Source organism: Parerythrobacter aestuarii, assembly GCF_030140925.1.
GTDB lineage: Bacteria > Pseudomonadota > Alphaproteobacteria > Sphingomonadales > Sphingomonadaceae > Parerythrobacter > Parerythrobacter aestuarii.
In genome coordinates this window covers 177502-203657 of sequence record NZ_JARBWD010000001.1, presented here as the reverse complement: position 1 = coordinate 203657, position 26156 = coordinate 177502, and the positions used below count along the sequence as shown (strand labels likewise).

The window sequence follows — 26156 nt, the reverse complement described above, 5'->3', positions numbered from 1 at the left end:
TCAGCCTGTTAGCTTGTCGCTGGCGAGCGAATAGAGCAACTCGGCCCCGCCAACTGCCGAGGCTTTCAGCCCGCCAGCCTCCGCAACGATTCGGTCAAGGAAGAAGCGGACCGTCACAGCCTTGCTTTCGGCCAGCGCTGGCGCGGCACCATCTGCAATCGCATCGAGCTGCCTGGTGAGCTGCCAGCCGGCGACGGCTACCGCACACATGCTGGTAAACGGTACGCTGCCCGCCAGCCGGTCGTCGAGGCTCGCTTCCTCACGCATCCAGGTCGCGATAGCAGCGCAATCCTGTGCCAGCGCTTGCAGCCCCGGCTCGCCGGAAGCGTCCCTGGCGATATCGGCCATCAGCGAGCTGAGCGCTTCTCCGCCGTCGAGGCCCAGCTTGCGGGTCACGAGGTCGGCGGCCTGGATCCCATTGGTACCTTCGTAGATCGGTGCGATCCGGGCGTCGCGGAAATGCTGTGCAGCACCCGTTTCCTCGACGAAACCCATGCCGCCGTGGACCTGGACGCCGATAGAAGTCACTTCACAACCGATATCCGTGCCCCAGGCCTTGAGCATGGGCACCAGCACTTCGCCGCGATGGCCGGCGCCTGCATCGCCCAAAGTGCCGCGATCGACCTGCCCGGCGGTGTAGTAGAGCAATGCCCGTGCACCTTCGGTCAGCGCTTTCATCCTCAGCAGCATACGGCGCACGTCAGGGTGCTCGACAATCGCCACCGGGCTCTTGTCCGGCGATCCGGCGCGGGCCGACTGCACTCGGTCGCGGGCATAGGCGAGTGCTTGCTGGGTCGCGCGTTCGGCGATCTGCACGCCCTGGTTGCCGACATTGATGCGGGCATTGTTCATCATCGTGAACATCGCCATCAAGCCGCGATTTTCCTGCCCCACCAGCTCGCCGATGCACGCGCCATTGTCGCCATAGCTCATGACGCAGGTGGGCGAGGCATTGATGCCGAGCTTGTGCTCGAGGCTCACCGGGCGAAGATCGTTGCGCGGACCGAGCGAGCCATCCTCGTTCAGGTGGTATTTGGGCACGATAAACAGCGATATGCCGCGGCTGCCTTCGGGCGCATCGGGAGTCCGGGCGAGAACCAGGTGGATGATGTTTTCCGCCAGCTCGTGATCGCCCCAGGTGATGTAGATCTTCTGGCCAGCGATCCGGTACTTGCCGGCGTGCTCACCTTCTTCGATCGGGGTCGCGGTAGAGCGCAATGCGCCGAGGTCGCTGCCCGCCTGCGGCTCGGTCAGGTTCATGGTGCCCGACCACTCGCCGCTCACGAGCTTGGGCATGTATTTTGCGTGCTGTGCTTCGCTGCCGTGCTGCTCGATGGCATCGAGAGCGCCGACCGAGAGCATGGGCAGCAAGTTGAAAGCCATGTTGGCGGTGCCGAGGTTCTCCAGCACATTGCAGGCAAGAGTGAAGGGCAGGCCCTGGCCGCCAAACTCCTCCGGCGATCCAATCGCGTTCCAGCCCTGCTCGACATAGTGGGCATAGGCTTCGGCAAAGCCATCGGGCAGGCGCACGACGCCATTCTCCAGTGTGGCCCCTTCAAGATCGCCGACCCGGTTGAGCGGGGCCCACTCCCCGGCGGCGAACTGGCCCACCCCTTCGACGATGGCTTCGACCATATCCGGTTCGGCCGCGGCGAAGCGTTCGCTTTGCGCCAGCTCTTCGATACCCGCATTGGCACGGATGGCGAGCAGCTGGTCCTGGGTCGGCGGGGTATAGGCAGTCACGTCAGGCAATCCTCTGGCAGCATTGTTTGCTTGGAAATCTGAGCCATCAGATATAGCGCGCGGCCATGCCCGGCAAGAACGCTACGGAAACGCTATTGGCCGATGCCGAAGGGATTCGGCGCGCGGCAGCGATTCTGGCGGCGGGCGGTCTGGTCGCGATGCCTACCGAGACGGTCTATGGCCTCGCCGCACGCGCCGACAGCGCCGAGGCGGTGGCGAAGATCTATGAGGCCAAGGGCCGACCGAGCTTCAACCCGCTGATCGTGCATGTGCGTGACGAAACCCATGCCCAAGAGTTTTCAACCTGGCCGAATGGCGCGCAGGTCGCGGTCATGACAGAGTGGCCGGGTCCGCTGACACTCGTGGTGCCGAAAAGGCCAGACGCGAAGTTGGCTGGGGCAGTGACCGCAGGATTGGAAACTGTTGCTCTCAGATGCCCTAGCCACCCAGTCATGCAGGCATTGCTCCACGAGGTCGACTTTCCTCTGGCGGCTCCGTCAGCCAACCGCAGCGGTTTCATTAGCCCAACTACAGCGCAGCATGTCCTTGCTTCTTTGGACGGCCGGATAGACCTTGTCCTCGATGCCGGACCCACAAATGCCGGCATTGAATCGACGATTCTGGCAATTCGCGATGATGGGAAATGGCAGGAACTGCGCCCCGGGCCAGTCGATCTCGATCGGCTACATGAACACTATTTCGACTTGCCTATGCCCCAGCCACCAGGCGGGGAGGTGATCGAAGCGCCAGGACAACTCGCCAGTCATTATGCTCCGGGGAAGCCAGTCCGGCTCAACGCAATTCTGGCAGATGCAGATGAGTTCCATATCGGCTTCGGTGTTGTGGATGGCGACACGACGCTTTCCGCAACTGGCGATTTATTTCAGGCCGCTGCCAACCTGTATGACTGTTTGCATCAGGCGGCAGCGTCAGCAGAATCACGAATTGCGGTGGCCCCGGTCCCCAACCAAGGGGTTGGAAAAGCAATAAACGATCGCCTGCGTCGCGCAGCGGCCTGATTATTCGGGCGTTTCTGGTTCGACCGGGATCGACGCCATCAGCACCTGCATTTCCTCATAGGTCCGGCGCGCCTCATCACAGGAAACGCGATCGCCGTCGATGCACTTCTTGCGCTGCTTCTCGTATGTGCGCTCCAGCTTGCCCAGCCGCTCTTCGCGCTTGCGGATTTCGCGCCCGCGCTTCTCATCGGCTTCGGACTGGCTGGTGGTGGCGAGGTCGACGCCCTTGCTCGCGGCCTTGACCGGCAGTGTAGCGACATCGACTGCGGCGCCTACGGCGCTCGCAGCGATGCAGCCTTGCAAGACAAAGCTGCTGGCAACGATCAGGGCAAGTGTGGGTAAGCGCATGGACGACCCCTTCCTGTGCGGATGTTTATCGCGCCGGAAGTGAGCCGTCCATGAATAGTGGTTACTCGGTTTCGGTAGCGTCTGTTTCGCCGGTATCTTCCTCGGTCGCCGCATCTTCACTCTCGGCGTCCTCGGCGGTGCTTGCACCTTCGCGGCAGTTGAGCGTGCCGGAGCCGACAGCGTCGATCGAGCACTTGGCGCGGCCGTTCACGGTCACATCGCCAGAGCCGACGATATTGGCTTCGACCCGGCCATCGGAGGAAAATTCGGCATCGCCCGATCCGGCGATGGTGATCTCGGCGCGATCGACCTTGAGATCGGCCATGCGGCCCTTGCCCGAACCGGCGATTGTCATCTCCATCCGCTCGGCGGTCCCGCTGGCTTCGAAATCGCCCGATCCGGCGATGGTCACTTCGAGCCGCTCGGACTTGATATCGCTGACGATGGCCTTGCCAGAGCCGGCAATGGTCACTTCGGCGCGCTCGGCCAGGCCGGGAACTTCAGCCCGGCCCGAACCGGCGATCACGATGTCTTCGGGCAGCGGCATGGTGACGCGGACAATGGCTGTGCCGGTTTCCGACCAACCATCCTTATCACGCATGATCCCGAGCGTGCCGTCCTCGAGTGAGAAACGCAGCGCATCGACCGCATCGTCATCGCCTTCGACGTCGATCGCCAGGTCGTCGCCTTCGGTCACGATGACGGTATCCGGCCCGGCGAGGACGATACCGGTGGGCGCATCGCCGCTCATGTCGAGTTCTGACAGCGGCACGCCATCGCTATCGCCGATCTGGATGTTCATCCCGTCGCAGCCGGAAACGGCGAGGCCGAAGCCCAGCGCCGCAACCGGCAGGAGCTTCTTGAAAAAGGTGTTCAGCATGGGGGTCCTCCGAAAATGTGTATTGGTGATGTAATACACTGTGCCGCACCATGCAAGGCCCCCAAACCAGGGCGCGAAAAAGGCCGCCCCTTGAGAGGAGCGGCCTTCGTCGAACCTTATCGGTCGCCTGTCTAAATCAGGCGTCTTCGGTGTTCTCGTAATATTGCGGCGCATGTTCGCGCAGCACGTCGAGGATCTTCTCGAGCGCGGTCGGCTCGTCGGTCTTCTCCATCGCTGCGAGTTCGCGGGCGAGGCGGCTGGACGCCGCTTCGAAGATCTGACGTTCCGAATAGCTCTGTTCGGGCTGGTCGTCGGGGCGGAACAGGTCGCGGGTCACTTCGGCGATCAGCACGATCTCGCCCGAGTTGATCTTGGCTTCGTATTCCTGGGCACGGCGCGACCACATGGTGCGCTTGACCTTGGGCTTGCCCTTGAGCGTTTCCATCGCTTCCTTCAGCGTCTTGTCGCTCGACAGCTTGCGCATGCCGATCGATTCGACCTTGTTGACGGGAACGCGCAGGGTCATCCGCTCTTTCTCGAACCGCAGCACGTAGAGCTCGAGCTGCATGCCGGCAATTTCCTCGCTCTGCAGTTCGATCACACGACCTACGCCGTGCTTGGGGTAAACAACATAATCGCCAACATCGAAGGCGGGAGCCTGGGCTGCCATGTAGTGTCCTTTCATTCCGAAGGCATTGGATCCACTGACAGTGTAGCTCTCTAGCGGCTACGCCATGCGTGCCGATAATCGGGCCAAATTGTCAGTGGTCTGCGATCCTGCCTTTCCAGATTTCTCCGCCAGCGGAATCGAAGCGCTTGCGGTTGATGGATTATATAACAGATTCGCAACAAAATTGCCAGTGCACGACAATTAGCGCCGAATCCCGCATCGGGACCGGCAAATCGGGCAGCACGCCTAGCGGTGGGTGGGGGGCTGGCTTAGTCGCCTTCGCCGGGTTCTTCGCTGAAGAACTTTTCGTACTTGCCTTCTTCGCCCTTGTGGTCGTCGGCGTCTGCCGGCGGTTCCTTCTTCTGGGTGATATTGGGCCACTCGGCAGAGAACTTGGTGTTGATCTCCAACCATTTTTCCAGCCCGTCTTCCGTATCGGGCAAGATCGCCTCGGCCGGGCATTCAGGCTCGCAAACGCCGCAGTCGATGCATTCCGACGGATTGATGACGAGCATGTTCTCGCCTTCATAGAAGCAATCGACCGGACAGACCTCGACGCAGTCGGTGTATTTGCATTTGATGCAGGCGTCGGTGACGACATAGGTCATGGCGAGAGGTTCCCCTTGATATCCTGACTGTTATCCTTCGCTATGGCGGTTTCCCCTGTGGGGTCAAGCGTCCGATAGCAGCTTTGTGCTTCAGCGGGCGGACCGCGCCGTTCGGGCAAGGTCAGCAGCTGGACGACGGCCACCGACTTGCCGCGCGGGAGTGTCAGCACGTCACCGACAGAGATTGAACGGCTGGATTGGGTGACACGCTGTCCGTTGACCCGTAAATGCCCGGCTTCGACCAGCGCGCGTGCAGTGCTGCGGGTCTTGGTGAACCGCAACCGTGTCAGCGCCAAATCTAACCGCATGAATTCAGCCGCACTACCGAACCAGCTTGGCGAGATCGGCAAACGGGCTGCCCGCAACCGGACCCTGCTTATTGGGTGCGGATTTGCGCTTGCTGCCTTTCTTGCCGCCGGTCTTACCATGGGACGCACCGCTGCTTTGCTTCTGGCCATGGCGCTTGATAGCGCCGGGCCGCCAGCTCCAGCGGTCAGGCGCGGGCGGGCCCAATGCGCCTTCGGCCAACGCCTTGCTCCCATGCAGCCGGAAGCCGGCTGCACCCAGCAAGCGCCGAAAGCTCGCTTCCGTCAGCCCGGTCGATACCGCCAGAGAAGGATCGATGATCACATTTTTCGCATCGGGCTTCTTGCCGCGCACGTCATGCGCGGCTCGCAGCAGTTTCTCCGCCACATCGACCCGGATCAGCTGGTCGCCGGCCGGTCGATAGCCGGCTGGGACCTGGCGTGAGCCCGGAAGGACCGAGCGCATTGCTTCTTCAAGCGGTCGACGGTCTATTCCGGCCTTGTTGAGCGCGAGCCGGGGTGCGGGCTTGAGCAAGGCCGGCGCAAACACATCGAGCGCCCCGAACGTCACGCCCAACTTGCGCAGGTATGGCCGCATCTCCTTGGGCAGGTGCTGGATCCCGGCTTTCTCGCGCGGAACAAGCCCGTGCCCGGCAATGAGGTTGAGCAGCAGCGCGCGCGCTTCCGAGCCTGCATTCGGGTCTTTGGAGGCCTCTTCCAGCTTCGCCAGCGGTTCGAGCGAAACGAGCTGCTGTTTCACCCAGTCGCTCAACGCAGCAAGGAAGCGTGCTTTCTCGCCGTCTTCGAGCTTATCCAGCTCGCGGACCGGCTCGAGGCACGGTTCCAGCACCGATGATCCGGTGTCGAGGCTCGCCACGACCTGTCCGACCCAGCGAATAACGCCGCGCTCCAGCGTCACGCCCTCGAACCCGCTTTCGCGCAACCTCTTCGCCTGTTCGGCGAGGATGCGGGGCAGGGCTTTTTCGCCTGCCGAGAGCAGCATCTTGCGGTCAGAGACATTGGCGTTGGCATCGACAGCAAAGCGGAAGCCGGTGACGGTGCCGATAAGTTCGCCTTCGACCAGCAGGCCGCCGTCATCGTCGAGCGTGACGGGAAGCAGGTTCGGGTCGTTGCCCAGGTTCTTCATCAGGATCGCGGTCCTTCGATTGACAAATCTTTCCGTCAGCCGCGCGTGCAGCGCGTCGGACAGCTTGGCCTCCACGCCACGGGCGCGGGCGGCCATCTCGTCGCGGGCGAGCACCCAGTCGGGCCGCTGGCAGATATAGGCCCAGCTGCGGATTGCCGCGATGCGCCCCTGTAGCGTGGCAATGTCGCCTTGCATATTGTCAAGCTCGGCAATGCGCGCCGCGACATAGTCCGCCCCGAGGTAGCCTTCGCGCAAATCCTGCCACAGTCGGGCGACGAAGCGGGCGTGGGTATCGGCCCCCGACTGGCGGAAATCGGGGAGGGAGCAGGCTTCCCAGAAACGGCGGACCATACCGGCCCCCCTGATCGATGCACCGAGCGGTTCTTCCGCCAGCTTCTTGAGCACAGCCAGATCGATCGCTTCAGGAGCGCCGCGCAGCCCCTTCTCTTGCGGCGCCGCATCGAGGTCGCCGATCAGTACGGCGAGCGTATCGAAACGCGGTTCGGCCTCGCGCCAGTAAAGATGGGTGAGGGGTGCGAAGCGGTGTTCTTCTATGGCGAAGATCTCTTCGTCGGTCAGCTCTGGCACCTGTCCGCGCCCGCCTGCGAGTGTGCCGAAGGTACCGTCCTTCTGGTGCCGCCCCGCGCGCCCGGCGATCTGTCCCATCTCTGCCGGGGTCAGCCGCCGCTGGCTCACCCCGTCGAACTTGGTCAGCGAAGCGAAGGCGATATGGGTGACGTCAAGGTTCAGCCCCATGCCGATGGCATCGGTGGCGACGATGTAGTCGACCTCGCCCGACTGAAACAGCTCGACCTGCTTGTTGCGGGTTTCCGGGCTTAGCGCGCCCATCACCACCGCCGCGCCACCGCGAAAGCGGCGCAACATCTCTGCCACGGTGTAAACCTGCTCGGCGCTGAAGCCGACAATGGCGCTGCGCGGCGGCAGCCGCGACAGCTTGCGCGCGCCGATATGGGTGAGGGTGGAGAAGCGTGGCCGGGTCTCGACTTGCGCCTCGGGCACCAGCGATTTCAACATCGGCTCCAGAGTCGAAGCTCCGAGCAGCATCGTTTCTTCGCGCCCCCGGGCATGCAGCAACCTGTCCGTGAAAACATGCCCGCGCTCGCGATCGGCAGCGAGTTGCGCTTCGTCCAGCGCGATGAAGGCGTGCCCACCACCCAGCCTGGGCATGGCTTCAGCAGTACACAGGAAATAGCGGGCATCCGGCGGCTCGATCCGCTCCTCGCCGGTGATCAGGGCGACCTGCTTCTCGCCCTTGATGGCGACAACCCGGTCATAGACTTCGCGCGCCAACAGCCGCAGCGGGAAGCCGATCGCTCCGCTCGAATGGCCGCACATCCGCTCGATCGCGAGATGGGTCTTGCCGGTGTTGGTGGGCCCGAGGACCGCCCGGATGGTGCTGTCGGTCACCCGCCGTTCCTGCCATTGGTGCGTAGTGACGGCAAGCCGCCGAACGGCTTTCCACACCCGCCATGCGTTCGTCGCAGGCCTGACTCGGCTGGGCGCGTCTTAAACCGGTGTTAACTTTAATCCGCCATCGCAATCGCCCAAGGAGCAAGGCGGGTCGGGTCGCTTACGGCAAATGCCGCCGACTCCGGGGATCTAAGGAGGCCGCCCTGTACCAGGCGCGCGTAGAGACAGGAGTCGGGATCGCACCCGGCGATGACGACAGCGGCGACTGGCGCGCCGCAGCGCTCTCGCATGCTCAGATCATCGGTGAACCGCGCCAGCGCATTCTCCAGCGCGCCCATTCCCTGCGCGAGAAATACGACAGCTGGCGGTTCGAGATGGGCGAGAAGCTCGACCGCATCGACCTTGCCCCCAATCTTGCCGAAGACATCGGCAGCACGCATTGGCTGCGCGGCATGGCAACCATGGTCGGCCTTGCCGCGCTCGCCCTGTCGTTCTGGCCCAGCTTTAACCCACTGCAAGCCGCTCCTGCGCAAGTCCTCGACGAGACCGCGCGCGAAGAATTTCGCAGCCAGGCGATCATGCCGCTCGCACTCGGTGCCGATAGCGGCAGCCGCATGGGCGCAACTGCGCTGGTCGCAGACCTCCCTTCCGCTCCCGAGCGCCCCCAGGTCCAGCTCGTCGCGACCCTGGTCCAGGGCGACAGCTTCGAACGCATGCTACGCCGTGCCGGCGTGGGCGCTGACGATGCCGACCGCGTCGTGCAGCTGGTCTCCGGCGCGATCCCGCTTGGCGAAATCGAATCCGGCACCCAGCTCGACATCACGCTTGGCCGCCGCAGCGAGGCCGGGGCAACACGACCGCTCGAGGAGATGGAGTTTCGCGCCCGCTTCGACCTCGCGCTGGCGATCCAGCGCAGCGAGTCGGGCAATCTGGCGCTCGTCCGCAAACCAATCCGTGTCGATGATACACCATTGCGCATACGTGGAACGGTTGGCTCCAGCCTCTATCGCTCGGCTCGTGCAGCAGGAGCACCGGCCAGCGCGGTACAGCAATATCTCAAGGCAGTCGGCGACTATGGCGACCTCGACCAGGTCCTGCGGGCGAGCGACACCTTCGACATGATCGTGACTTATCGCCGGGCGGCAACCGGTGAACGGCAGGCGGGCGAACTGCTCTATGCCGGGGTCGAACGCGGAGGTGAAGCCAAGACCCAGCTGATGCGTTGGGGCAAGGACAGCCGGTTTTACGAGGCTTCAGGCGTTGGCGAGGAACGCAGCGGGCTGATGCGCCCGGTGCCCGGTGCCGTGGGATCGCGCTTCGGCATGCGCCGCCACCCGATACTTGGCTATCGCCGAATGCATTCGGGCCTCGACTATCGCGCCGGCTACGGCACCCCGATCCGTGCTGTCACCGATGGCCGGGTGCTTTCGGCCGGGCGCGCCGGCGGCTGCGGCATCGCCGTCAAGCTCAGCCATGGAAGCGGCTTGCAGACCCGCTATTGCCACATGAGCCGGATGGCCGTGAACGCCGGGCAGAGCGTGCGCCGCGGGCAGGTCATTGGCTATGTCGGTTCGACCGGCCTCTCGACCGGCGCGCATTTGCACTATGAAATGTATCGCAACGGCCGCGCCATCGATCCGGCCTCTGTACGCTATGTGACCCGCGCCCAGTTGGCCGGAGAAGAGCTGGCGCGCTTCCGTGCGCGGCTGGCACAGATCAAGACCATCGAGACCGGCGCTGCGCTGGAAGACCTCGTCAAGCTGCCGGCCGAAGAAGAAGCGCCTCAGCGCGAGATCGACAAGCTGGCGACGCGCCAGGCCAAGCATATCGGCGGCTGAGGCCAGACTATCTCCTGATTGCGCTCGCCCCGGCTTTGCGGCAGACCTCCGCGTATGACCGCAAGCTATCCCAATACCCGCCTGCGCCGCACTCGCGCCAATGCGTGGAGCCGCGCGATGCACCGCGAAACAGTACTGACTCCGGCTGATCTGATCTGGCCGATGTTCATTGTCGAAGGAGAGGGACAGGAAGAGCCAATCGCCAGTCTGCCGGGCGTTTCGCGCTGGTCGGTCGACGGGATCGTGGCCCGCGCAAAGGAAGCGGTGGCGCTGGGTATCCCCTGCATCGCGCTGTTCCCTAACACCCAGCCGGACCGGCGCAGTGATGACGGCAAGGAAGCCTACAACCCCGACAACCTCATGTGCCGCGCGATCAAGGCGGTGAAGGATGCCTGTGGCGAGGATATCGGCGTGCTGACCGACGTCGCGCTCGACCCCTACACCAGCCACGGGCAGGACGGCCTGCTCGACGACAAGGGCTACGTCGTTAACGACGCCACGGTGGCGGTGCTGGTCGATCAGGCCATCAACCAGGCCGAGGCCGGAGCCGACGTCATTGCCCCGTCCGACATGATGGATGGCCGCGTGAAGGCAATCCGCATGGCGCTGGAGATGGGCGAGCACCAGAATGTCCAGATCATGGCCTATTCGGCCAAATATGCCTCAGCTTTCTACGGCCCGTTCCGCGATGCGGTCGGCAGTGGCGGCCTGCTGAAAGGCGACAAGAAGAGTTACCAGATGGACCCGGCCAATGCGCTGGAGGCGCTGCGCGAGATCGAGCTCGACATTGCCGAGGGCGCAGACAGCGTGATGGTCAAGCCAGGCCTCGCCTATCTCGACATTATCTGGCGCGCGAAGGACGCCTTCGGCGTGCCGGTCTTTGCTTACCAGGTCAGCGGCGAATATGCCCTGATCGAAGCTGGCGCAGCAGCGGGTGTGGGCGATCGTGATGCGCTGTTGATGGAAAAGCTGATGGCCTTCAAGCGGGCGGGAGCGAGCGGCGTGCTGACCTATCATGCACCGGTCGCCGCCAGGCTCCTCAATGGCTGACTTCCGTTACGAGACCGAACGGCTGGTGTTGCGCGACTGGCAAAACGAGGATTGGCCGCAGTTCTGGCAAGGCACCAACACGCCCGAGGTCATGCGCTGGCTGGGCGGGGTGTGCGACTACGCCAAAAGGCAGGCGGCGCAAGACCGCTTGCTGTCCTACGAACGCGACCATGGCCACACCTTCTGGTGCGTCGAGCGCAAGGCGGATGGAGCGGTGCTCGGCTTTTGCGGGCTCAAGCGTTCGAACCAGGCCGGCGGGCCGATGGGTATGATGGAGGTCGGCTGGCGGTTGCGACAGGATGCGTGGGGGCAGGGCTATGCGAAAGAGGCGGCTGCCGCTTCGCTCGACCTCGCCTTCAACCGCTTCGGTGCAGACGAGGTCATCGCCATGACGGTCGACGGCAATGCGCCGAGCTGGGGGCTGATGCTGCGGCTGGGCATGTTGCGGCGTGAAGACCTCGACTTCGCCAATGACGAATTCGACGCCGAGACCGGCGTCATCATTGTCTATTCCATCAGCAAAGATGCGTGGCATGGCTGAGATCGTGCTGGAGACCGAGCGGCTGGTCCTGCGCCCATGGAAGAATGAAGACCGCGCTCCATTTGCTGCCATGAATGCCGATCCGGAAGTGATGCGATATTTCCTGTCAACGCTTGGGAGTAGCGAAAGCGATGCCCTGGTCGACCGTATCCGCGATCATTTCGTTTCGCGAGGATTCGGCCTGTTTGCGCTGGAAAGAAAGTCCGATGGAGCCTTTCTCGGCTTCACCGGCCTGTCTCGGGGGCCGGACAACACGCCGGTCGCCGAAGAGACGGAAATCGGCTGGCGCCTTGCACGCAAATTTTGGCGGCAAGGGCTTGCTTATGAAGCGGCTTCGGCCTGCATCGATTGGGCATGGCGCAGCACGGACCTGTCACGGATTGTATCATTTACGTCGGGCGAGAATGAGCCAAGCCGGTGTCTGATGCAGAAGCTTGGCCTGACGCGCCGCCCGGAACTGGATTTTGATTCTCCCTCCATCCCGTCCGACAATCCTTTGTGCCGCCAGGTCGTCTACGCGATTGAGCGGGCCGACGCGCGGGGGCAAGCAGAGCGTGGCTGAGATCGTGCTGGAAACCGAGCGGCTGGTCCTGCGCACCATCGATGAGAGCGATGCGCAGCTGCAGTTCGACATCCTCAACACGCCGAAGGTGATGGAGCATCTCGGCGGGGTCAAGGAACTGCACGAGATCGAGACCAAGCACGCCAAGACCATGGCCTGGTTCGCGCAGGAAGGCTTCGGCTTCATGATGATGATCGAGAAGGCGACCGGCGAGCTGGTCGGCCATGCCGGCCTGAAGAAAGTCGACCATCCGCATGCGAAGAACCCCGGCGACTTCGAGATCGGCTGGCTGGTGCGCGAGGATCGGTGGCGCCACGGTTATGCCAACGAAGCGATGCGCGCGATCATCGATTGGGCCTTCACCCGGCACGATGCTTCCTTCCTTGTCGCGCTGACCAGCGAGCGCAATGTGCCCAGCTGGCGCTTTATGGAGAAGATTGGCATGGTGCGCCGCACGGATCTCGACTTCGACGATCCAAATTTTGCGCCGGAAGACAATCCGACGATCCAGTATTCTCTCACCCGCGAGCAATGGGAGCAGCAGACATGTACCGACCGGGCGTGAACATCATCCCGATCCACGGCAAGACCCCGCACATCCACGAAACCGCGTTCGTCGCCCCGGGCTGCACCCTCATTGGCGATGTGACGATCGGGGCAGAAAGCTCGATCTGGTACAATTGCGTCCTGCGGGCGGATGTCTCCTCGATCACCATTGGCGAGCGCAGCAATGTGCAGGATGGCAGCGTGCTCCATTGTGACCCGCCGCGCCCCGGCGACCCCGATGGCTGTCCGCTGATGATCGGCGACGACGTGCTGATCGGACACATGGCGATGGTGCATGGGTGTACGATCAAGGATCGCGGCTTTGTCGGGCTGGGCGCGATTGCCATGAACAAGGCGGTGATCGGCCACGACGCCGTGCTGGCGGCGGGGGCGATGCTGACCGAAGGCAAGGTGATGGAAGACCGCATGCTGTGGGCTGGTCGACCGGCCAAGCCGATGCGGGAGCTTTCAGAAGCCGCCATTGCCGGCATGCGTATGGGCACCGCGCACTATGTCGAGAATGCCAAGGCGCACGCAATTGCGGTGTTCGAAAGCGGCATGAAATAGCCGCCTTCGCAGCGAGGCTATTCTACCGCGATGGCGCGCCCCAAGACCGACCTGCCGCCGCCCGAAGCCGTTCGCGTCCTGCTCGACGGGCAGGGGCGGATCGCGGTGCGAGTTACACCCGGTGCCCGCAGTGAAGTGGTTACGATAGAAGCCGGGCGGCTGCTCGTCAGGACCCGCGCCCAGCCGGAAGACGGCAAGGCCAATGATGCTGTCCTGAAACTGCTCGCCCGTGCGCTCGGCTGTGCGCCGTCGCAGCTGGAATTGCTGCGTGGGGCCAGTGCGCGCGACAAGCTGTTTAGGCTGGCCGGCTAGGCCGGGGCCTTCAAATGCCTCATCATGTAAGGGACATAGTCGGCCTTGCCGACGTCCAGCCCCTCTTTGCGCAGGATCGCGTAGGTCGCCATGAGGTGGAAATAGAACTGCGGCACGGACCAGTCGCGGACATATTCATGCGCCTGCATCGCAAAGACCATTCCGTTGGGCAGGTCGAACTCGACCGGTTCCACGGCGTCCAGCCAGGCTTCTGCCTTGTGTGCTGAGAGCAGCTCGCGCGCTTGGGCTACGGCAGCGCGGGCGGCCGCATAATCGGGATAGTCCTCTTCCTCGTTCGCGATATCCGTTCCGGCCAACCGGTTCAGCGTGTTGACGACCTGGTGGATGGTGAAGCGGACCTGTGTGGGCAGCGGATACATGTCGCTTGCCAGCCTTCCGCCGAAATGCGCGTCGGCCTGATCGCTGTCCGCAGCCTTGCCGAGCAGGTGCTCAAGCGTCCCCAGCATCTGGTCAAACACGGTGTGGGCGGATGTGGCGTAGGACATCGGGTGCTCCTAGGGTTGCAATTTGCAACTTATATAGCGCCATCCGAGCCTGTTGCAATCTGCAATCTTGGCAACGCATGGGTCAGCGAGGCCGCGTAAGACCTCCTCACTCGCTCTCACGAGTCCGTGCTTACTTCCCGCTGTCGTCCTTGCCTTCGCCCGCTTCCGCTTCAGGTGTCTTGGGCACAGGCTTCTTCTTCGCCGCCGGTCGCCGCTTGGGCTTGGCCTTGGGCGGTGCGGGCGTAAGTTCGAAGCTCGGCTTGCCGTCCTTGATGCTGACATGCACTTCACCGCCATCGGAAAGCTTGCCGAACAGCAGCTCTTCGGCGAGCGGCTGCTTGATCCGCTCCTGCAACAGGCGGCCCATCGGGCGCGCGCCATAGAGGCGGTCATAGCCCTTGTCCGCGAGCCACGCGCGAGCGTCGGCGTCGAACTGGATATCAACATTCTGTTCGGCCAGCTGCAGTTCGAGCTGGAGGATGAACTTGTCGACCACGCGGGCGACGGTTTCCTTGCCGAGGTATCCGAACGGCACGATCGCATCCAGGCGGTTGCGGAACTCCGGCGTGAACATCCGCTTCACCGCCTCCTCGCTGGCGTCTTCCTTCGACACATCGCCGAAACCGATACCCTGCCGCGCCATGTCGGCGGCCCCGGCATTGGTGGTCATGATCAGCACCACATTGCGGAAATCGACAGTTTTGCCGTGGTGGTCGGTCAGGCGGCCGTTATCCATCACCTGCAACAGGATGTTGAACAGGTCCGGGTGAGCCTTCTCGATCTCGTCCAGCAGCAGCACGCAATGCGGGTTCTGGTCGACTGCATCGGTCAACAATCCGCCCTGGTCGTAACCGACATAGCCCGGAGGCGCGCCGATCAGGCGGCTGACGGAGTGCCGCTCCATATATTCGGACATGTCGAAGCGCTTGAGCTCGATCCCCATGATGGAGGCGAGCTGCCGCGCGACTTCGGTCTTGCCTACGCCGGTGGGGCCCGAGAACAGGAACGAGCCGATCGGCTTGTCGGGATCGCGCAGCCCTGCGCGGCTGAGCTTCATCGCGGTGGAGAGCCTCTTCACCGCAGCATCCTGGCCGAACACGACATGCTTGAGGTCGCGCTCGAGGTTCTCCAGCGCTTTCTTGTCGTCCTTGCTCACCGACTTCGGCGGGATGCGGGCCATGGTTGCGATGACCTGCTCGATCTCGCGCGCGGTGATCTTCTTCTTGCGGCGGCTGGGCGGCACCAGCATCTGCATCGCACCGACTTCGTCGACCACGTCGATCGCCTTGTCGGGCAGCTTGCGGTCATTGATGTAGCGGGCCGAGAGTTCGACTGCGGTCTTGAGCGCATCGAGCGTGTACTTGACCTTGTGGTGATCCTCGAAGGCGCTCTTGAGACCCTTCAGGATCTTGATCGTGTCTTCGATGGTCGGCTCGTTGACATCGATCTTCTGGAACCGGCGCAGCAGCGCGCGGTCCTTCTCGAAGTGGTTGCGGAATTCCTTGTAGGTAGTTGAGCCAATGCAACGGATCGAACCGTTGGAAAGTGCTGGCTTGAGCAAGTTGGAAGCGTCCATCGCCCCGCCGCTGGTGGCACCGGCACCGATCACCGTGTGGATCTCGTCGATGAACAGGATCGCTTCGGGCATTTTCTCCAGTTCGGAGACAACCTGCTTGAGCCGTTCTTCGAAATCGCCGCGATAGCGGGTGCCGGCCAGCAGCGCGCCCATGTCGAGCGAATAGATGACCGCATCTTCCAGCACTTCGGGCACGTCACCTTCGACGATCTTGCGCGCGAGGCCTTCGGCGATAGCGGTCTTGCCGACGCCGGGATCACCGACATAGAGCGGGTTGTTCTTGCTGCGGCGGCACAGGATCTGCACCGTCCGGTCTACCTCGGGCCCGCGTCCGATCAGAGGATCGATCCGGCCATCTTCGGCCTTTTTGTTGAGGTTGACGGTAAACTGGTCGAGCGCGGTTTCTTTGCCGCCTTTCCCGTCGGCAGCCTTTTCTTCGGCCTGGCCTTCTTCCGAACCCTGCGGCGGCTTTGATTCGAGCTGCTTGCCGCCCTTGCCGATGCCGTGGCTGATGAAGCTGACCGCGTCGAGCCGGCTCATGTCCTGCTGCTGCAGGAAATAGACTGCATAGCTGTCTCGCTCGGAGAACAGCGCCACGAGCACATTGGCACCCGTCACTGTATCCTTGCCCGAGGACTGCACATGCAGGATGGCGCGCTGGATCACCCGCTGGAAACCGGCGGTCGGCTGCGGTTCGCTGCTCTCTTCGGTTTGCAGCGACTGGTATTCCTGATCGAGATACTGTTTCACCACCTCGGTCAGCTCGCCCAGCTCGACGCCGCAGGCGGTCATCACCTCGGCAGCGTCCTCGTCCTGCACCAGCGCCAGCAGCAAATGCTCGAGAGTGGCGTATTCATGGCGACGCTCGCGTGCCGAATCGATCGCGGCATGGAGCGTCTTTTCGAGGTTCTGGGCGAAACTGGGCATCAGGTCACTTTCAGATCGGGAGAGAAATACTCTCTGAGGGGAGAGTATGACGGGCCAGGATTAACTGCATCTAAAGCGTCGCCATGGCTCGGCACCGTGTCGATATAGGTGCCCGCGGCGCGAATGCGAGCGGAACGGATCACGCCGGGGGCTTCCCGAATAGTGCATCGGCGGCTGCGCGGTGTGCGTCAGCCTTGTTCCGGTGCGCTTCGACGCGGGCAATCTCGAGCTGCAGCATGCGGATCCGCTCGGCCAGCTCGTCCTGCGAATACGGCCCGAGATCTTCCTTCGCCAGCAGGCTGGCGGCATCGCCCCTTGGGCGCGGACGATCATCGTCTTCCATTGCAGGACGTATAATCATCTTGCCGGGCGCTTGCTGTCAATAAGCCGTAAGGCTAGGTGCCCAACTGTCGCAGAGATGGTGCTGTTGGGCTACAGGCCCGACTGGACAGGGGACAGGCGCAGATGACTCAGGCTCTTCCAGGAGAGATGACCGCAATCGGGTTCGAGGCACCGGGCGGGGCTGATGTGCTGCGGACAGAGACCTTGGCGGTTCCGCAGCCCAAGGCGGGCGAAGTGCTGATCCGCGTAGCCTGGGCAGGGGTCAACAGGCCCGACTGTATCCAGCGCGCCGGGCTTTACCCGCCGCCACCCGGTGCTTCGCCGATCCTCGGGCTGGAAGTATCAGGCGAGATCGTCGCGCTCGGCGAAGGGGTCGATCCGGCGCATCTGGGCCAAACCGTTTGCGCGCTGACGCCCGGCGGCGGCTATGCCGAATATTGCGCTGCGCCTGCGGGGCATTGCCTGCCAGTGCCGGAAGGGCTCTCGCTCAAGGAAGCGGCGGCACTGCCTGAAACACTGTTCACCGTGTGGCACAATGTGTTCCAGCGCGGCATGGCGCGCGAAGGCGAAACGCTGCTCGTCCACGGCGGCACCAGCGGCATCGGCACCATGGCGATCATGCTGGCGAAGGCTTTCGACATGGCTGTGATCGTGACCTGCGGCGATGAAGCGAAGTGTGAAGCCGCGATCGAAATCGGGGCCAACCATGCGATCAATTACAAGACCAGCGATTTTGTCGACACGGTGCAGGCGCTGACCGGCGGCAAGGGAGTGGAGCTGGTGCTCGACATGGTTTCCGGCGACTATGTCCCGCGCAATCTCAAATGTCTCGCGGAGGATGGTCGCCATGTGACCATAGCGGTGCTCGGCGGGATGCAGGCGACGCTCAACATGGCTGTGGTGATGAGCAAGCGGCTTACGCTGACGGGCTCGACCCTGCGCCCGCGCACCGATGCCTTCAAAACCGCACTGTGCGACGAGATCGAGCAGGTCGCCTGGCCACTGGTCGCCGATGGCACCATCCGCCCGGTAATGGACAAGAGCTTCCCGCTGGCTGAAGCGGCAGCCGCCCACGCACGGATGGAAGCAGGCGACCACATCGGAAAGATTGTGCTACAAGTCGCAGCCGATGGCTGACGATCTGATCCTCCACGAAGACCCTCGCAGCGGCAATTGTTACAAGATCAAATTGACTGCGGCGCTGCTCGGCTTGCCGCTGGAGACTCGGCAGTACGATATCCTCAAGGGCGAGACGCGGACGCCGGAGTTTACTTCGACCATTAACGCCCATGGCCGCATTCCCGTGCTGCAGGTGGGCGAGCGGATGCTCCCGGAAAGCAACGCCGCTTGCTGGTATCTCGCTGAGGGCAGCACGCTGGTGCCGGGCGACTCGTTCGAGCGCGCGCAGATGCTGCGCTGGATGTTCTTCGAGCAATACAGCCACGAGCCCAATATCGCGACGCTCAGGTTCTGGTGTCGCTTCGTCGGCCAGGCCAATCTGAGCGAGCAGCAGCGTAGCCAGATGCTGCCCAAGCGGATGGCCGGCCAGGAAGCGCTGGAGACGATGAACCGGCACCTCGATACCCGCGACTGGTTCGCCGGTGGCGCCGCCTCGCTCGCCGACATCGCGCTGTTTGCGTACACCCACGTCGCCGATGAAGGTGGGTTTGAACTTGCCGCCTATCCTGCGGTTGAGCGCTGGCTGGCGCGCCTTCCTACCCTGCCTGGCTTCATCCCCATGGCTTGAATGCGTCCGGCAGCCCTTGCCGGAATCGTCGTGATCGCCTACATGATCCGCTAAGCGGCCGCTCCGAAAGGGGCGGCCCTTCTATTTTCAAGGAAGATTTCATGGCCGACCAACCCAAACCGCTGATGCCGCATGCGACCGCCACTTGGCTGATCGACAACACCGGCCTGTCGTTCGAACAGATTGCCGAGTTCTGCGGCCTGCATATCCTCGAGGTCCAGGCCATGGCCGACGATCTCGCGGGGTCGAAATATACTGGGCGCGATCCGGTGCATGCCGGTGAGCTCAACCACGAGGAAATCGCGCGCGGCGAAGCTGACTCCAGCTATGAGCTGAAGATGCAGAAGGCTCCGGTCGAGGTCACTCGCACCAAGGGCCCGCGTTATACCCCCGTCTCGAAGCGGCAGGACAAGCCCGATGGGATCGCCTGGATCCTGCGGAACCACCCCGAAATCTCCGACGCACAGATCGGCAAGCTGATTGGCACTACCCGCAACACCATCGGCGCGATTCGCGAGCGCACGCATTGGAATATCCAGAACATCCAGCCCAAGGATCCCGTGACTTTGGGGCTGTGTTCGCAGCGTGAGCTTGATGCCGTGGTAGCCAAGGCCGCCAAGAAAGCCGGACTCGTCGAAGGTGCGCCGGTCGAAGGCGAAGGCACCAGCGACAAGGAAAAGCTGATCGAGGAACTGCGCGCCGAGCGCGAAGCGGCCGAAAAGGCTGCCTCGGAAGCTGCGCAGGAAGCGGAAGCTGCGGCATGGCTTGAGAACAAGCGGGCTGAAGAAGCCGGCGAAGCTGCGGCAAGCGACGAAGCGCCAGAGTAACTTGCCCAGCGCGGCGAACGCGCCGCACTGCTCGAATTCATTTCAGCGAAGCCCTCCTTTCGCCTTGCGAGAGGGGGGCTTTCCCGTCATGCCACTGACATGGATGTCAGTAAGGTCGCCTATCATCATCCCTTCCCGTGGGACACGCAATTCCCGCTGATGACTTTGCCGCAATTGCTGGAACGCACTGTGGCAGCCAATCCCCCCGCGCCATTCCTGCACTTCCTCGGCCGCACATACAGCTATGAGGCGATCCTGCAGGAAGCGCAGCGGTTCGCCGCCGGGCTGCAGGCCGCCGGTATCGTCAAGGGCGACCGGGTCGGGCTGTTCCTGCCCAATGTCCCGATCTACGCTTCAGCCTATTACGGGGCGATGATGGCTGGCGCGGTGGTGGTCAATTTCTCGCCGCTCTACACGGTCGAGGAACTGGCTTGGCAGGTCGAGGATTCGGGCACGCGGATGCTGGTGACGCTCGACGTGCCTGAGCTCTATCGGACTGCCAGCGCCGTGCTCGAGGCTTCGGGACTCGAGACACTCGTGGTGGGTTCGCTGGCCAACATGCTGCCCACGCTCAAAGGCCTCGCCTTGCGGCTGTTCAGGCGCAGCCAGATTGCCGACGTAGCGTTTGATGCGACGACCCTTCGCTGGTCGGACATGATCCGTGCCGGGGAACCCTCCCCGGTTGCGCTCGACCCGGCGGAAGACCTTGCCTTGCTGCAATATACCGGCGGCACGACCGGGCGGCCCAAGGGGGCGATGCTGGGGCACAGCCAGCTGGTGATGAACGCGCAGCAGGTCGCTTCCATCAATCCGTTCGGCAATCCTGCGGGCGAAGTCTTCATGGGCGCGCTCCCGTTCTTCCATGTCTTCGCCAATACCGCGCTGCTCAACCACGCGGTGGCCAGCGGCGGCGCGATCGCCATGGTGCCGCGCTTCGAAGCGAGCCAGGTGCTGCAGACGATCCGGAAGTATCGCACCACCGGCTTCCCCGGCGTGCCGACGATGTTCCAGGCACTGCTCGATCACCCCGACCTGGCGAAGACCGATGTGTCCTCGCTCAAGGTCTGCATCTCCGGCGGGGCACCGATGCCTGCACCGGTGCATGAGAAGTTCGAAGAGGCAACGGGCGTCCGGCTGGTCGAAGGCTATGGCCTGACGGAAAGTTCGGGCGTGGTCTCCGTCAATCCCTATGAGGGCCTACGCAAGCGCGGGACGATCGGACAGGTCGTACCCGGCACTGAAGTGCTGCTGCTCGACAAGGAAGATCCGGCCAAGATCGTGCCCGACGGTGAGCCGGGCGAACTGGCGGTGCACGGCCCTCAGATCATGCGCGGCTACTGGAACCGTCCTAATGCCGCCGCCGATGTCTTTGTCGAACACTATGGAAAGCGCTGGCTGCGAACCGGCGATGTCGCAGTGATCGATGAAGACGGCTTCATTTCCATCGTCGACCGGATCAAGGACATGATAGCTGTCGGCGGGTTCAAGGTGTTCCCGAGCCAGGTAGAGGATGTCATCCTCGAGCACCCGGCGGTGAAGGAAGCGCTGGTGATCGGGGTGCCCGACAACTACCTCGGCGAAGTTCCGCGTGCCTATGTAACACTACGGGGCGAGCCGGACATTGGTGGCGACGCTCTCAAGAGTTGGCTCAACGACCGGATCGGCAAGCATGAACGGGTCGACAAGGTGGTCATCCGCGAAAGCCTGCCACGGACATTGATCGGCAAGCTCGACCGCAAGGCCTTGCGGGCCGAAGTGCTGAGCTGAGGTCTAATCGAACCGGAATCTAAAAGGGCGCAGCTTGCACCGCGCCCTCTTCAAGCGATTGAACCAATTGAGCGCTTAGTTGGCGGCCGTCAGCGGCGGGGCAACACCTTCATTGGCAACTTCCTTGATCGGCGATGCTGCCGGGGTCTTGCCATTGGTGCGCGGGGCAAAACGACCATCGACCGATGCGCCCTGCTCGATGGTCAGCGCGTCATAGTGCACATCGCCGGTGATGCTGGCAGTGCGCAGGATCACGAGTTCGCGAGCATCGATCGACCCTTCGACCTTGCCGGCCAGGCGTGCGCTTTCGGCCTTTATCCCACCTTTCACGGTCGAGGTCTCACCCTGCACCAGCGAAGCACAGGTGATGTCGCCTTCGATCGACCCGTCGACATGCAATTCGGTCGAGGCCGAGATATTGCCTGTAATGGTGACATCGCTGCCGATCACGGAAAAGCTACCGGAGGACTTAGCCATCGGAGCGCTCCTCGGTTCCGGCTCGGCGGACTTCTTTGAGAACATCGGGGGCTGCCTCCAGGAACGGGCGCGGATTGACCGCGCGATTGTTTACGCGAACTTCGAAATGCAGGTGCGGGCCGGTCGAACGGCCGGTGCTGCCGATCGCGCCGATAACATCGCCGGCATCGACCTGTGTGCCGACCTTGGTCTTGAAGCGTGACATGTGCGCATAGCGGGTCATCAGGCCATTGCCGTGGCTGACTTCGACGACATTGCCATAGCCGGACTTGCGCCCAACGAAAGTGACGGTGCCCTTGGCCGCAGCATAGATCGGCGCGCCGGTCGGGCCCTTGAAATCGAGGCCGGAATGCATTGCACCACGGCGAGTGAAGGGGTCGCTACGATAGCCGAAGCCGGACGAAACCCTGGTGACGTTCAGGCTTGTCGGATTGACTTGCGGGATAGCTTCAAGCCCACGCTCCAGCGCCGCCATGCGCGCAAGGCTGAGGCCGAGACGTTCAAAACGCGGATCGATATGGCCGTTTGCACCCGTCGCGAGCAATTCGAGCGGGCCACCCACGGCCTCTTTTTCAGCGCTGTTCAGCATCGCCTGCGGGTTGAGGCCCAGCTGGCGGATGGCCTGCGCTGCGCGGGCCGAACGGCGATCGGCATAACGGGTCAGTTTTTCGACATAGGCGAGCTGGCGGGCCTCGATCTTCGCCAGTTCAAGCGCCTGCGGGAACGCGGCGCTGACCTTCTCGACCAGGGCAGCCGTCTCCGACGAGCTGTCGGTTACGGTTTCGGTATCTTCGTTCTTGATGTCTTCAGGCAGCGACGCCGTCATCGCTTCGAGAAAATCCTGCCGCTTCTTGAGGTCTTCGGCGACACCGTTGAGATCGTCGCCGTAGGATTTCTGCCGCTCTTCGGCTGTAGCGACCTGCGCTTCTCGCTCGAGCAGCGACAGACGGTCGGCCTGGGCGCGGTACTGCAAATAGCTCATCACGCCCATGCTGATGGCCCAAACGAGCAAGGCCGCCACGACCGCTGCCGCGCCGACCTTCTGTACTTTGGAACTGACTTTGATGAAGCGGACCTGGCCCTGGGATCGCATGAAGAACTCACGATCCGGAAACCAGTTTGCCAGCTTCGCGGCAAACCCGCTTTTTTCAATCTGCTGTTGCAAGGCGACCCCGTTCAGGCGTTGTATTTTTTCCCCGACGGTGCGCTAGCAAGCGAATCCTGACAGGTCGAATCCCCTTATCGGCGTAACCGCCGAGTCGAGCGAGTCGCGCGATAAACGGATTCTCCGCTAGGGAATGCTCGCAAATCGGGTATGGGAACGCTCACAATTTGGCGAGAATTTACAACTCCACTTTCGCCTTGGCCCCGGTCGAGCGATTCGGTACCGCTGCGGGCATGACATTGCCAGTGCGTACCGGGCTGCTGGGGGGGAGCTTTAACCCCGCCCATGGCGGCCACCGCAGGATCTCGCTGTTCGCGCTGGAGGCGCTCGGACTGGATGAGATCTGGTGGCTTGTTTCACCGGGGAACCCGCTCAAACCGAAGCAGGGCATGTCCTCGCATGAAGCGCGTTACCGCTCCGCTCTGGCGCAGTCTCGCCGGGCCCCGATCCGGGTCACTGCGATCGAGGCAGAGCTCGGTACGCGCTATACTGTCGATACGCTTGGGGCGCTCGCCCGCCGCTATCCCAAACGCGAGTTCATATGGCTGATGGGGGCTGACAATCTTGCCACATTCCACAAGTGGAAGGCGTGGCGGGACATTGCCAACAGCATGCCGATTGCAGTCATCGCTCGCCCGGGTTATGATACCGCTGCTGTTGCCAGCCCTGCAATGGCATGGCTGCGGGGGCACCAAGTCCCGGCAAGCGCACTGAAACAGGGGCCAAGGAGCGCACCGACACTGGTGAGTTTGCGTTTCGATCCCGATCCCCGCTCGGCCACGGCATTGCGCCGCGCCGATCCGGACTGGGCGTGCCGCTACCCGCATGGGCCGCTGTTCGACCAGGTCACTCATCGGGCAATCTTCAGCGAAAACCCGCACCGAAGGCACAGGCCTTCGGCATGATCGAAATCATGACTCGCAACTGGTCGCTGCGCTTCCCATCTCTGCACCATGACAGGAGTACCCAACTCGCCCATGACACCGGCGCATTCCGTTCCGTCGCCAGCCGACGCACCGCCCGCACTGCCTGAAGCCGAGCCCGGCTCGCTTCACGCGCTCGTGCTCGAGCAACTGGATGAAGACCAGGCGCAGGACATCGTGTCCGTGCCGCTCGAAGGAAAATCTTCGATTGCCGATCACATGGTTATCGCCTCCGGGCGCTCGACCCGGCAGGTGGCTTCCATCGCCCAGAAATTGGCTGAGACAATCAAGCAGGCTGGCCACGGGCCGGTCCGGCTCGAAGGCCTGCCAGCCGCCGACTGGGTGCTGGTCGATGCCGGCGATGTGGTCGTCCATCTGTTCCGCCCCGAAGTCCGCAGTTTCTACAATCTCGAACGCATGTGGGCCTTTGGCGATGCGCCGCCGGTTGCAGGGACCGCCTGAGCAACAGTATCGGCTTGGTCGCGGTAGCACCGGACGGGCGGAGGCCCGGCAAGGGCGACCGCCCGCCCCGCAGCGGCCCGACCAGCGGGAGGGACAGCCGCGAGGAAACAAGCAAGCTCACGGAAACAAAGGACTTTCCTCATTCTCCTTCACATCATCGCCCGGGGAAAGATCGCCCGCTCGCCAGAGGCCGAGCTGGTCGAACGCTATGCCAAGCGGATCACCTGGCCGCTGAAACTGACCGAACTCCCGGAATCAGGGGGTCGCACCCCCGATCCTGAGACGCCTTTCAAGACCGTGCTGCTCGACGAACGCGGCAAGGACCTGACCTCTGAAAGACTTGCCACGACACTCGAGCGCTGGCGCGATGACGGCATGCGCGAAACGCGCTTCGTCCTGGGCGCTGCAGATGGGCATTCTGCCCAGGAGCGCGACCAGGCCGATCTGCTATTGGCCTTCGGCTCTGCCACCTGGCCGCACCTCCTCGCCCGGGCGATGCTGATGGAACAGCTCTATCGGGCTACCAGCATACTTGCCGGACATCCCTATCATCGGGCAGGATAGCGTCATGACTTCGGGACGCGTTCTGTTGCTTGTTGTGACGACCTTTGCGGCGGGTGGGCTGGTGTTGGCGTCGACGCAGCTTACAGCCCAGGCACCTGAAGCGACCGACGACCCCGAGCAAATTCGCGCAGCGATCGCTTCGGCGAGGGCCGAAGCCGCAGAAGCATCCCAGCGCAGCGAAAGGCTGGAGCAGGCCGCTCGCGAGGCGACCGAGGCAGCCGAGAAGACGGCCAGCGAAGCAGCGGCTCTCGCCGCCCGCATCCAGCAATCCGAAGCCCGCATCGGTGCCGCCGAAGGACGCATTGCGCTGATCGATGGGCAGCGGCAGGCCTTGCTGGCAAGGCTCGCAGAAAGGCGAGAACCCCTGGTCCGATTGACCGGGGCACTGCAGAAATTTGCCCGTCGCCCGCTGGGCCTGTCCGTCCTGCGCCCCGGCTCGTTGCGCGAAACCGTCTATCTGCGCGCCATGCTCGAAACGACCTTGCCGCAAGTGCGCGCGCGGACCGCAGCTCTGCGCTCGGAGATCGACAAGGGGCGCGCGCTGGAAGCCCAGGCTCGCCGCGCGCTAGCCTCCTTGCAGGACGAGCAGGGCACTCTTGATCGCCGCCGCAGTCAGCTCGCCGCGCTGGAGACCCGCCAGCGGCTGGAGGCACGCAAGCGTAGCGGTGCTGCGGCGCGCGAAACCGATAGGGCACTGGCGCTGGCAGAGGATGCCCGTGACCTCAACGAATTGTCGCGCAAGGTCGGCGAACTGGGCTCCCTGCGCGAAGAACTGGCAGCACTTCCCGGCCCGCTCATCCGACCGCAATCACCGGCTCTCGCGACCGTTAGCGCGGCCCCTGTTCCCACTAGTTCGGACGCCGCCCTGGCTCCCGTCGGATTGCAATTGCCGGTGTCCGGACGGACGGTTGCGGGCTTCGGCTCGATAGCGGATGGCGGTGTGGCTTCGGACGGTATCACTCTGGCACCGCGCCCCGGGGCACAGGTGGTGGCTCCGGCTGCCGGTCGTGTGGCCTTTGCCGGTCCCTATCGCGGCTATGGCAGGATTGTGATCATCGAGCATGGCGCCGGCTGGACCAGCCTCGTCACCGGCCTCGCGCGGAGCGACGTCGCCGTTGGAGACGAGCTTGTCGGAGGCGCTCCGCTAGGCGTTGCGGCGGTCGAACGCCCGCAGGTCATGCTCGAGCTGCGCCGCGACGGAACCCCGGTGAATCCGCTCGACCTCATCGGCTAGCTGCACCTCCGCATGTTAACAATTCGACGGGCGTTGCCCCGTGGCGGGACGAGCGACATGATCGACCCCCGG

At 63.3% G+C, this 26156-nt stretch carries 28 protein-coding genes; 16 read left to right on the top strand and 12 right to left on the bottom strand.

The genetic code is table 11. The features are described 5' to 3' along the window. Positions 1–1743: an acyl-CoA dehydrogenase gene (locus tag QPW08_RS01050; RefSeq protein ID WP_284123869.1), complete on the bottom strand. Its 1743-nt coding sequence runs from the start codon at positions 1741–1743 to the stop codon at positions 1–3. A 65-nt stretch (positions 1744–1808) separates the two neighbouring features. On the opposite strand from QPW08_RS01050, the gene QPW08_RS01045 reads away from it, so the two are divergent. Beyond that, a complete protein-coding gene (locus QPW08_RS01045; RefSeq protein ID WP_284123868.1) occupies positions 1809–2762 on the top strand; it encodes an L-threonylcarbamoyladenylate synthase in 954 nt (317 codons plus the stop codon). Here QPW08_RS01045 and QPW08_RS01040 read toward each other — a convergent pair whose 3' ends face one another. From QPW08_RS01040 to QPW08_RS01015, 6 genes are all read right to left on the bottom strand, one after another. Then, entirely contained in the window at positions 2763–3110 is a 348-nt protein-coding gene (locus QPW08_RS01040) for a hypothetical protein (protein WP_284123867.1), read from the bottom strand. 61 nt (positions 3111–3171) lie between these two features. After that, positions 3172–3990: a head GIN domain-containing protein gene (locus QPW08_RS01035; RefSeq protein ID WP_284123866.1), complete on the bottom strand. Its 819-nt coding sequence runs from the start codon at positions 3988–3990 to the stop codon at positions 3172–3174. 136 nt (positions 3991–4126) lie between these two features. Further along, positions 4127–4660 carry a CarD family transcriptional regulator gene (locus tag QPW08_RS01030; RefSeq protein ID WP_284123865.1) on the bottom strand — a complete coding sequence of 178 codons (534 nt, stop codon included), beginning with the start codon at positions 4658–4660 and terminating at the stop codon, positions 4127–4129. A gap of 269 nt (positions 4661–4929) precedes the next feature. Continuing rightward, positions 4930–5268: a ferredoxin FdxA gene (gene fdxA, locus QPW08_RS01025; RefSeq protein WP_284123864.1), complete on the bottom strand. Its 339-nt coding sequence runs from the start codon at positions 5266–5268 to the stop codon at positions 4930–4932. After that, a complete protein-coding gene (locus tag QPW08_RS01020; protein ID WP_284123863.1) occupies positions 5265–5576 on the bottom strand; it encodes an RNA-binding S4 domain-containing protein in 312 nt (103 codons plus the stop codon). The genes fdxA and QPW08_RS01020 overlap by 4 nt, the downstream gene beginning before the upstream one ends. A gap of 13 nt (positions 5577–5589) precedes the next feature. After that, positions 5590–8148 (bottom strand): helicase-related protein, encoded by a 2559-nt coding sequence (locus QPW08_RS01015; RefSeq protein WP_284123862.1) that lies wholly within the window; start codon positions 8146–8148, stop codon positions 5590–5592. 107 nt (positions 8149–8255) lie between these two features. Between QPW08_RS01015 and QPW08_RS01010 the strand changes: the two genes are divergently transcribed. The 7 genes from QPW08_RS01010 to QPW08_RS00980 are packed head-to-tail and all read left to right on the top strand — an operon-like array spanning position 8256 to position 13567. Next, complete coding sequence (locus QPW08_RS01010) at positions 8256–9989, top strand: M23 family metallopeptidase (protein WP_284123861.1); 1734 nt, start codon at positions 8256–8258, stop codon at positions 9987–9989. Positions 9990–10043: 54 nt separating this feature from the next. Beyond that, the gene (gene hemB, locus QPW08_RS01005) at positions 10044–11039 is read left to right on the top strand and encodes a porphobilinogen synthase (RefSeq protein WP_284123860.1); all 996 of its coding nucleotides are present in this window, start codon (positions 10044–10046) and stop codon (positions 11037–11039) included. Next, positions 11032–11580: a GNAT family N-acetyltransferase gene (locus tag QPW08_RS01000; protein WP_284123859.1), complete on the top strand. Its 549-nt coding sequence runs from the start codon at positions 11032–11034 to the stop codon at positions 11578–11580. The genes hemB and QPW08_RS01000 overlap by 8 nt, the downstream gene beginning before the upstream one ends. Beyond that, a complete protein-coding gene (locus QPW08_RS00995; protein WP_284123858.1) occupies positions 11573–12142 on the top strand; it encodes a GNAT family N-acetyltransferase in 570 nt (189 codons plus the stop codon). The genes QPW08_RS01000 and QPW08_RS00995 overlap by 8 nt, the downstream gene beginning before the upstream one ends. Next, the gene (locus tag QPW08_RS00990; RefSeq protein WP_284123857.1) at positions 12135–12707 is read left to right on the top strand and encodes a GNAT family N-acetyltransferase; all 573 of its coding nucleotides are present in this window, start codon (positions 12135–12137) and stop codon (positions 12705–12707) included. Before QPW08_RS00995 ends, QPW08_RS00990 begins: the two co-directional genes overlap by 8 nt. Then, positions 12689–13255, top strand: a complete 567-nt coding sequence (locus tag QPW08_RS00985; RefSeq protein ID WP_284123856.1) for a gamma carbonic anhydrase family protein — start codon at positions 12689–12691, stop codon at positions 13253–13255. The genes QPW08_RS00990 and QPW08_RS00985 overlap by 19 nt, the downstream gene beginning before the upstream one ends. Before the next feature lie 30 nt (positions 13256–13285). Further along, the gene (locus QPW08_RS00980) at positions 13286–13567 is read left to right on the top strand and encodes a DUF167 domain-containing protein (RefSeq protein ID WP_284123855.1); all 282 of its coding nucleotides are present in this window, start codon (positions 13286–13288) and stop codon (positions 13565–13567) included. Here the strand turns inward: QPW08_RS00980 and QPW08_RS00975 are convergent. The 3 genes from QPW08_RS00975 to QPW08_RS00965 all read right to left on the bottom strand — a co-directional run bounded on the left by QPW08_RS00975 (position 13564) and on the right by QPW08_RS00965 (position 16937). After that, entirely contained in the window at positions 13564–14073 is a 510-nt protein-coding gene (locus QPW08_RS00975) for a DUF1993 family protein (protein ID WP_284123854.1), read from the bottom strand. The two genes, QPW08_RS00980 and QPW08_RS00975, sit on opposite strands and share 4 nt — an antisense overlap. A 130-nt stretch (positions 14074–14203) precedes the next feature. Continuing rightward, positions 14204–16576: an ATP-dependent Clp protease ATP-binding subunit ClpA gene (gene clpA, locus QPW08_RS00970; protein ID WP_284123853.1), complete on the bottom strand. Its 2373-nt coding sequence runs from the start codon at positions 16574–16576 to the stop codon at positions 14204–14206. Positions 16577–16715: 139 nt separating this feature from the next. Continuing rightward, positions 16716–16937 (bottom strand): DUF1192 domain-containing protein, encoded by a 222-nt coding sequence (locus QPW08_RS00965; protein ID WP_407674538.1) that lies wholly within the window; start codon positions 16935–16937, stop codon positions 16716–16718. A 128-nt stretch (positions 16938–17065) separates the two neighbouring features. On the opposite strand from QPW08_RS00965, the gene QPW08_RS00960 reads away from it, so the two are divergent. The 4 genes from QPW08_RS00960 to QPW08_RS00945 all read left to right on the top strand — a co-directional run bounded on the left by QPW08_RS00960 (position 17066) and on the right by QPW08_RS00945 (position 21259). Then, on the top strand, positions 17066–18055 hold the full coding sequence (locus tag QPW08_RS00960; RefSeq protein WP_284123852.1) for an NAD(P)H-quinone oxidoreductase: 990 nt from the start codon (positions 17066–17068) through the stop codon (positions 18053–18055). After that, the gene (locus QPW08_RS00955) at positions 18048–18665 is read left to right on the top strand and encodes a glutathione S-transferase family protein (protein WP_284123851.1); all 618 of its coding nucleotides are present in this window, start codon (positions 18048–18050) and stop codon (positions 18663–18665) included. The genes QPW08_RS00960 and QPW08_RS00955 overlap by 8 nt, the downstream gene beginning before the upstream one ends. 101 nt (positions 18666–18766) lie before the next feature. Next, complete coding sequence (locus QPW08_RS00950; protein ID WP_284123850.1) at positions 18767–19492, top strand: DUF1013 domain-containing protein; 726 nt, start codon at positions 18767–18769, stop codon at positions 19490–19492. Positions 19493–19591: 99 nt separating this feature from the next. Continuing rightward, positions 19592–21259 carry a long-chain-fatty-acid--CoA ligase gene (locus QPW08_RS00945; protein WP_284123849.1) on the top strand — a complete coding sequence of 556 codons (1668 nt, stop codon included), beginning with the start codon at positions 19592–19594 and terminating at the stop codon, positions 21257–21259. 75 nt (positions 21260–21334) lie between these two features. Here the strand turns inward: QPW08_RS00945 and QPW08_RS00940 are convergent, their stop codons facing one another. Beyond that, a complete protein-coding gene (locus QPW08_RS00940) occupies positions 21335–21736 on the bottom strand; it encodes a bactofilin family protein (RefSeq protein ID WP_284123848.1) in 402 nt (133 codons plus the stop codon). Continuing rightward, positions 21729–22829, bottom strand: a complete 1101-nt coding sequence (locus QPW08_RS00935) for a M23 family metallopeptidase (protein ID WP_284126266.1) — start codon at positions 22827–22829, stop codon at positions 21729–21731. The genes QPW08_RS00940 and QPW08_RS00935 overlap by 8 nt, the downstream gene beginning before the upstream one ends. Positions 22830–23134: 305 nt before the next feature. Here QPW08_RS00935 and QPW08_RS00930 point away from each other — a divergent pair, with 305 nt between their 5' ends. The 4 genes from QPW08_RS00930 (at position 23135) to QPW08_RS00915 (ending at position 26084) form a co-directional block, all read left to right on the top strand. Beyond that, positions 23135–23806, top strand: coding sequence for a nicotinate-nucleotide adenylyltransferase (locus QPW08_RS00930; protein WP_284123847.1), 672 nt, complete (start codon positions 23135–23137; stop codon positions 23804–23806). A gap of 72 nt (positions 23807–23878) precedes the next feature. Continuing rightward, positions 23879–24286: a ribosome silencing factor gene (gene rsfS, locus QPW08_RS00925; protein WP_284126265.1), complete on the top strand. Its 408-nt coding sequence runs from the start codon at positions 23879–23881 to the stop codon at positions 24284–24286. 141 nt (positions 24287–24427) lie between these two features. After that, a complete protein-coding gene (locus tag QPW08_RS00920; protein WP_284126264.1) occupies positions 24428–24850 on the top strand; it encodes a 23S rRNA (pseudouridine(1915)-N(3))-methyltransferase RlmH in 423 nt (140 codons plus the stop codon). 4 nt (positions 24851–24854) lie between these two features. Continuing rightward, the gene (locus QPW08_RS00915; RefSeq protein ID WP_284123846.1) at positions 24855–26084 is read left to right on the top strand and encodes a murein hydrolase activator EnvC family protein; all 1230 of its coding nucleotides are present in this window, start codon (positions 24855–24857) and stop codon (positions 26082–26084) included. Positions 26085–26156: the final 72 nt, after the last annotated feature.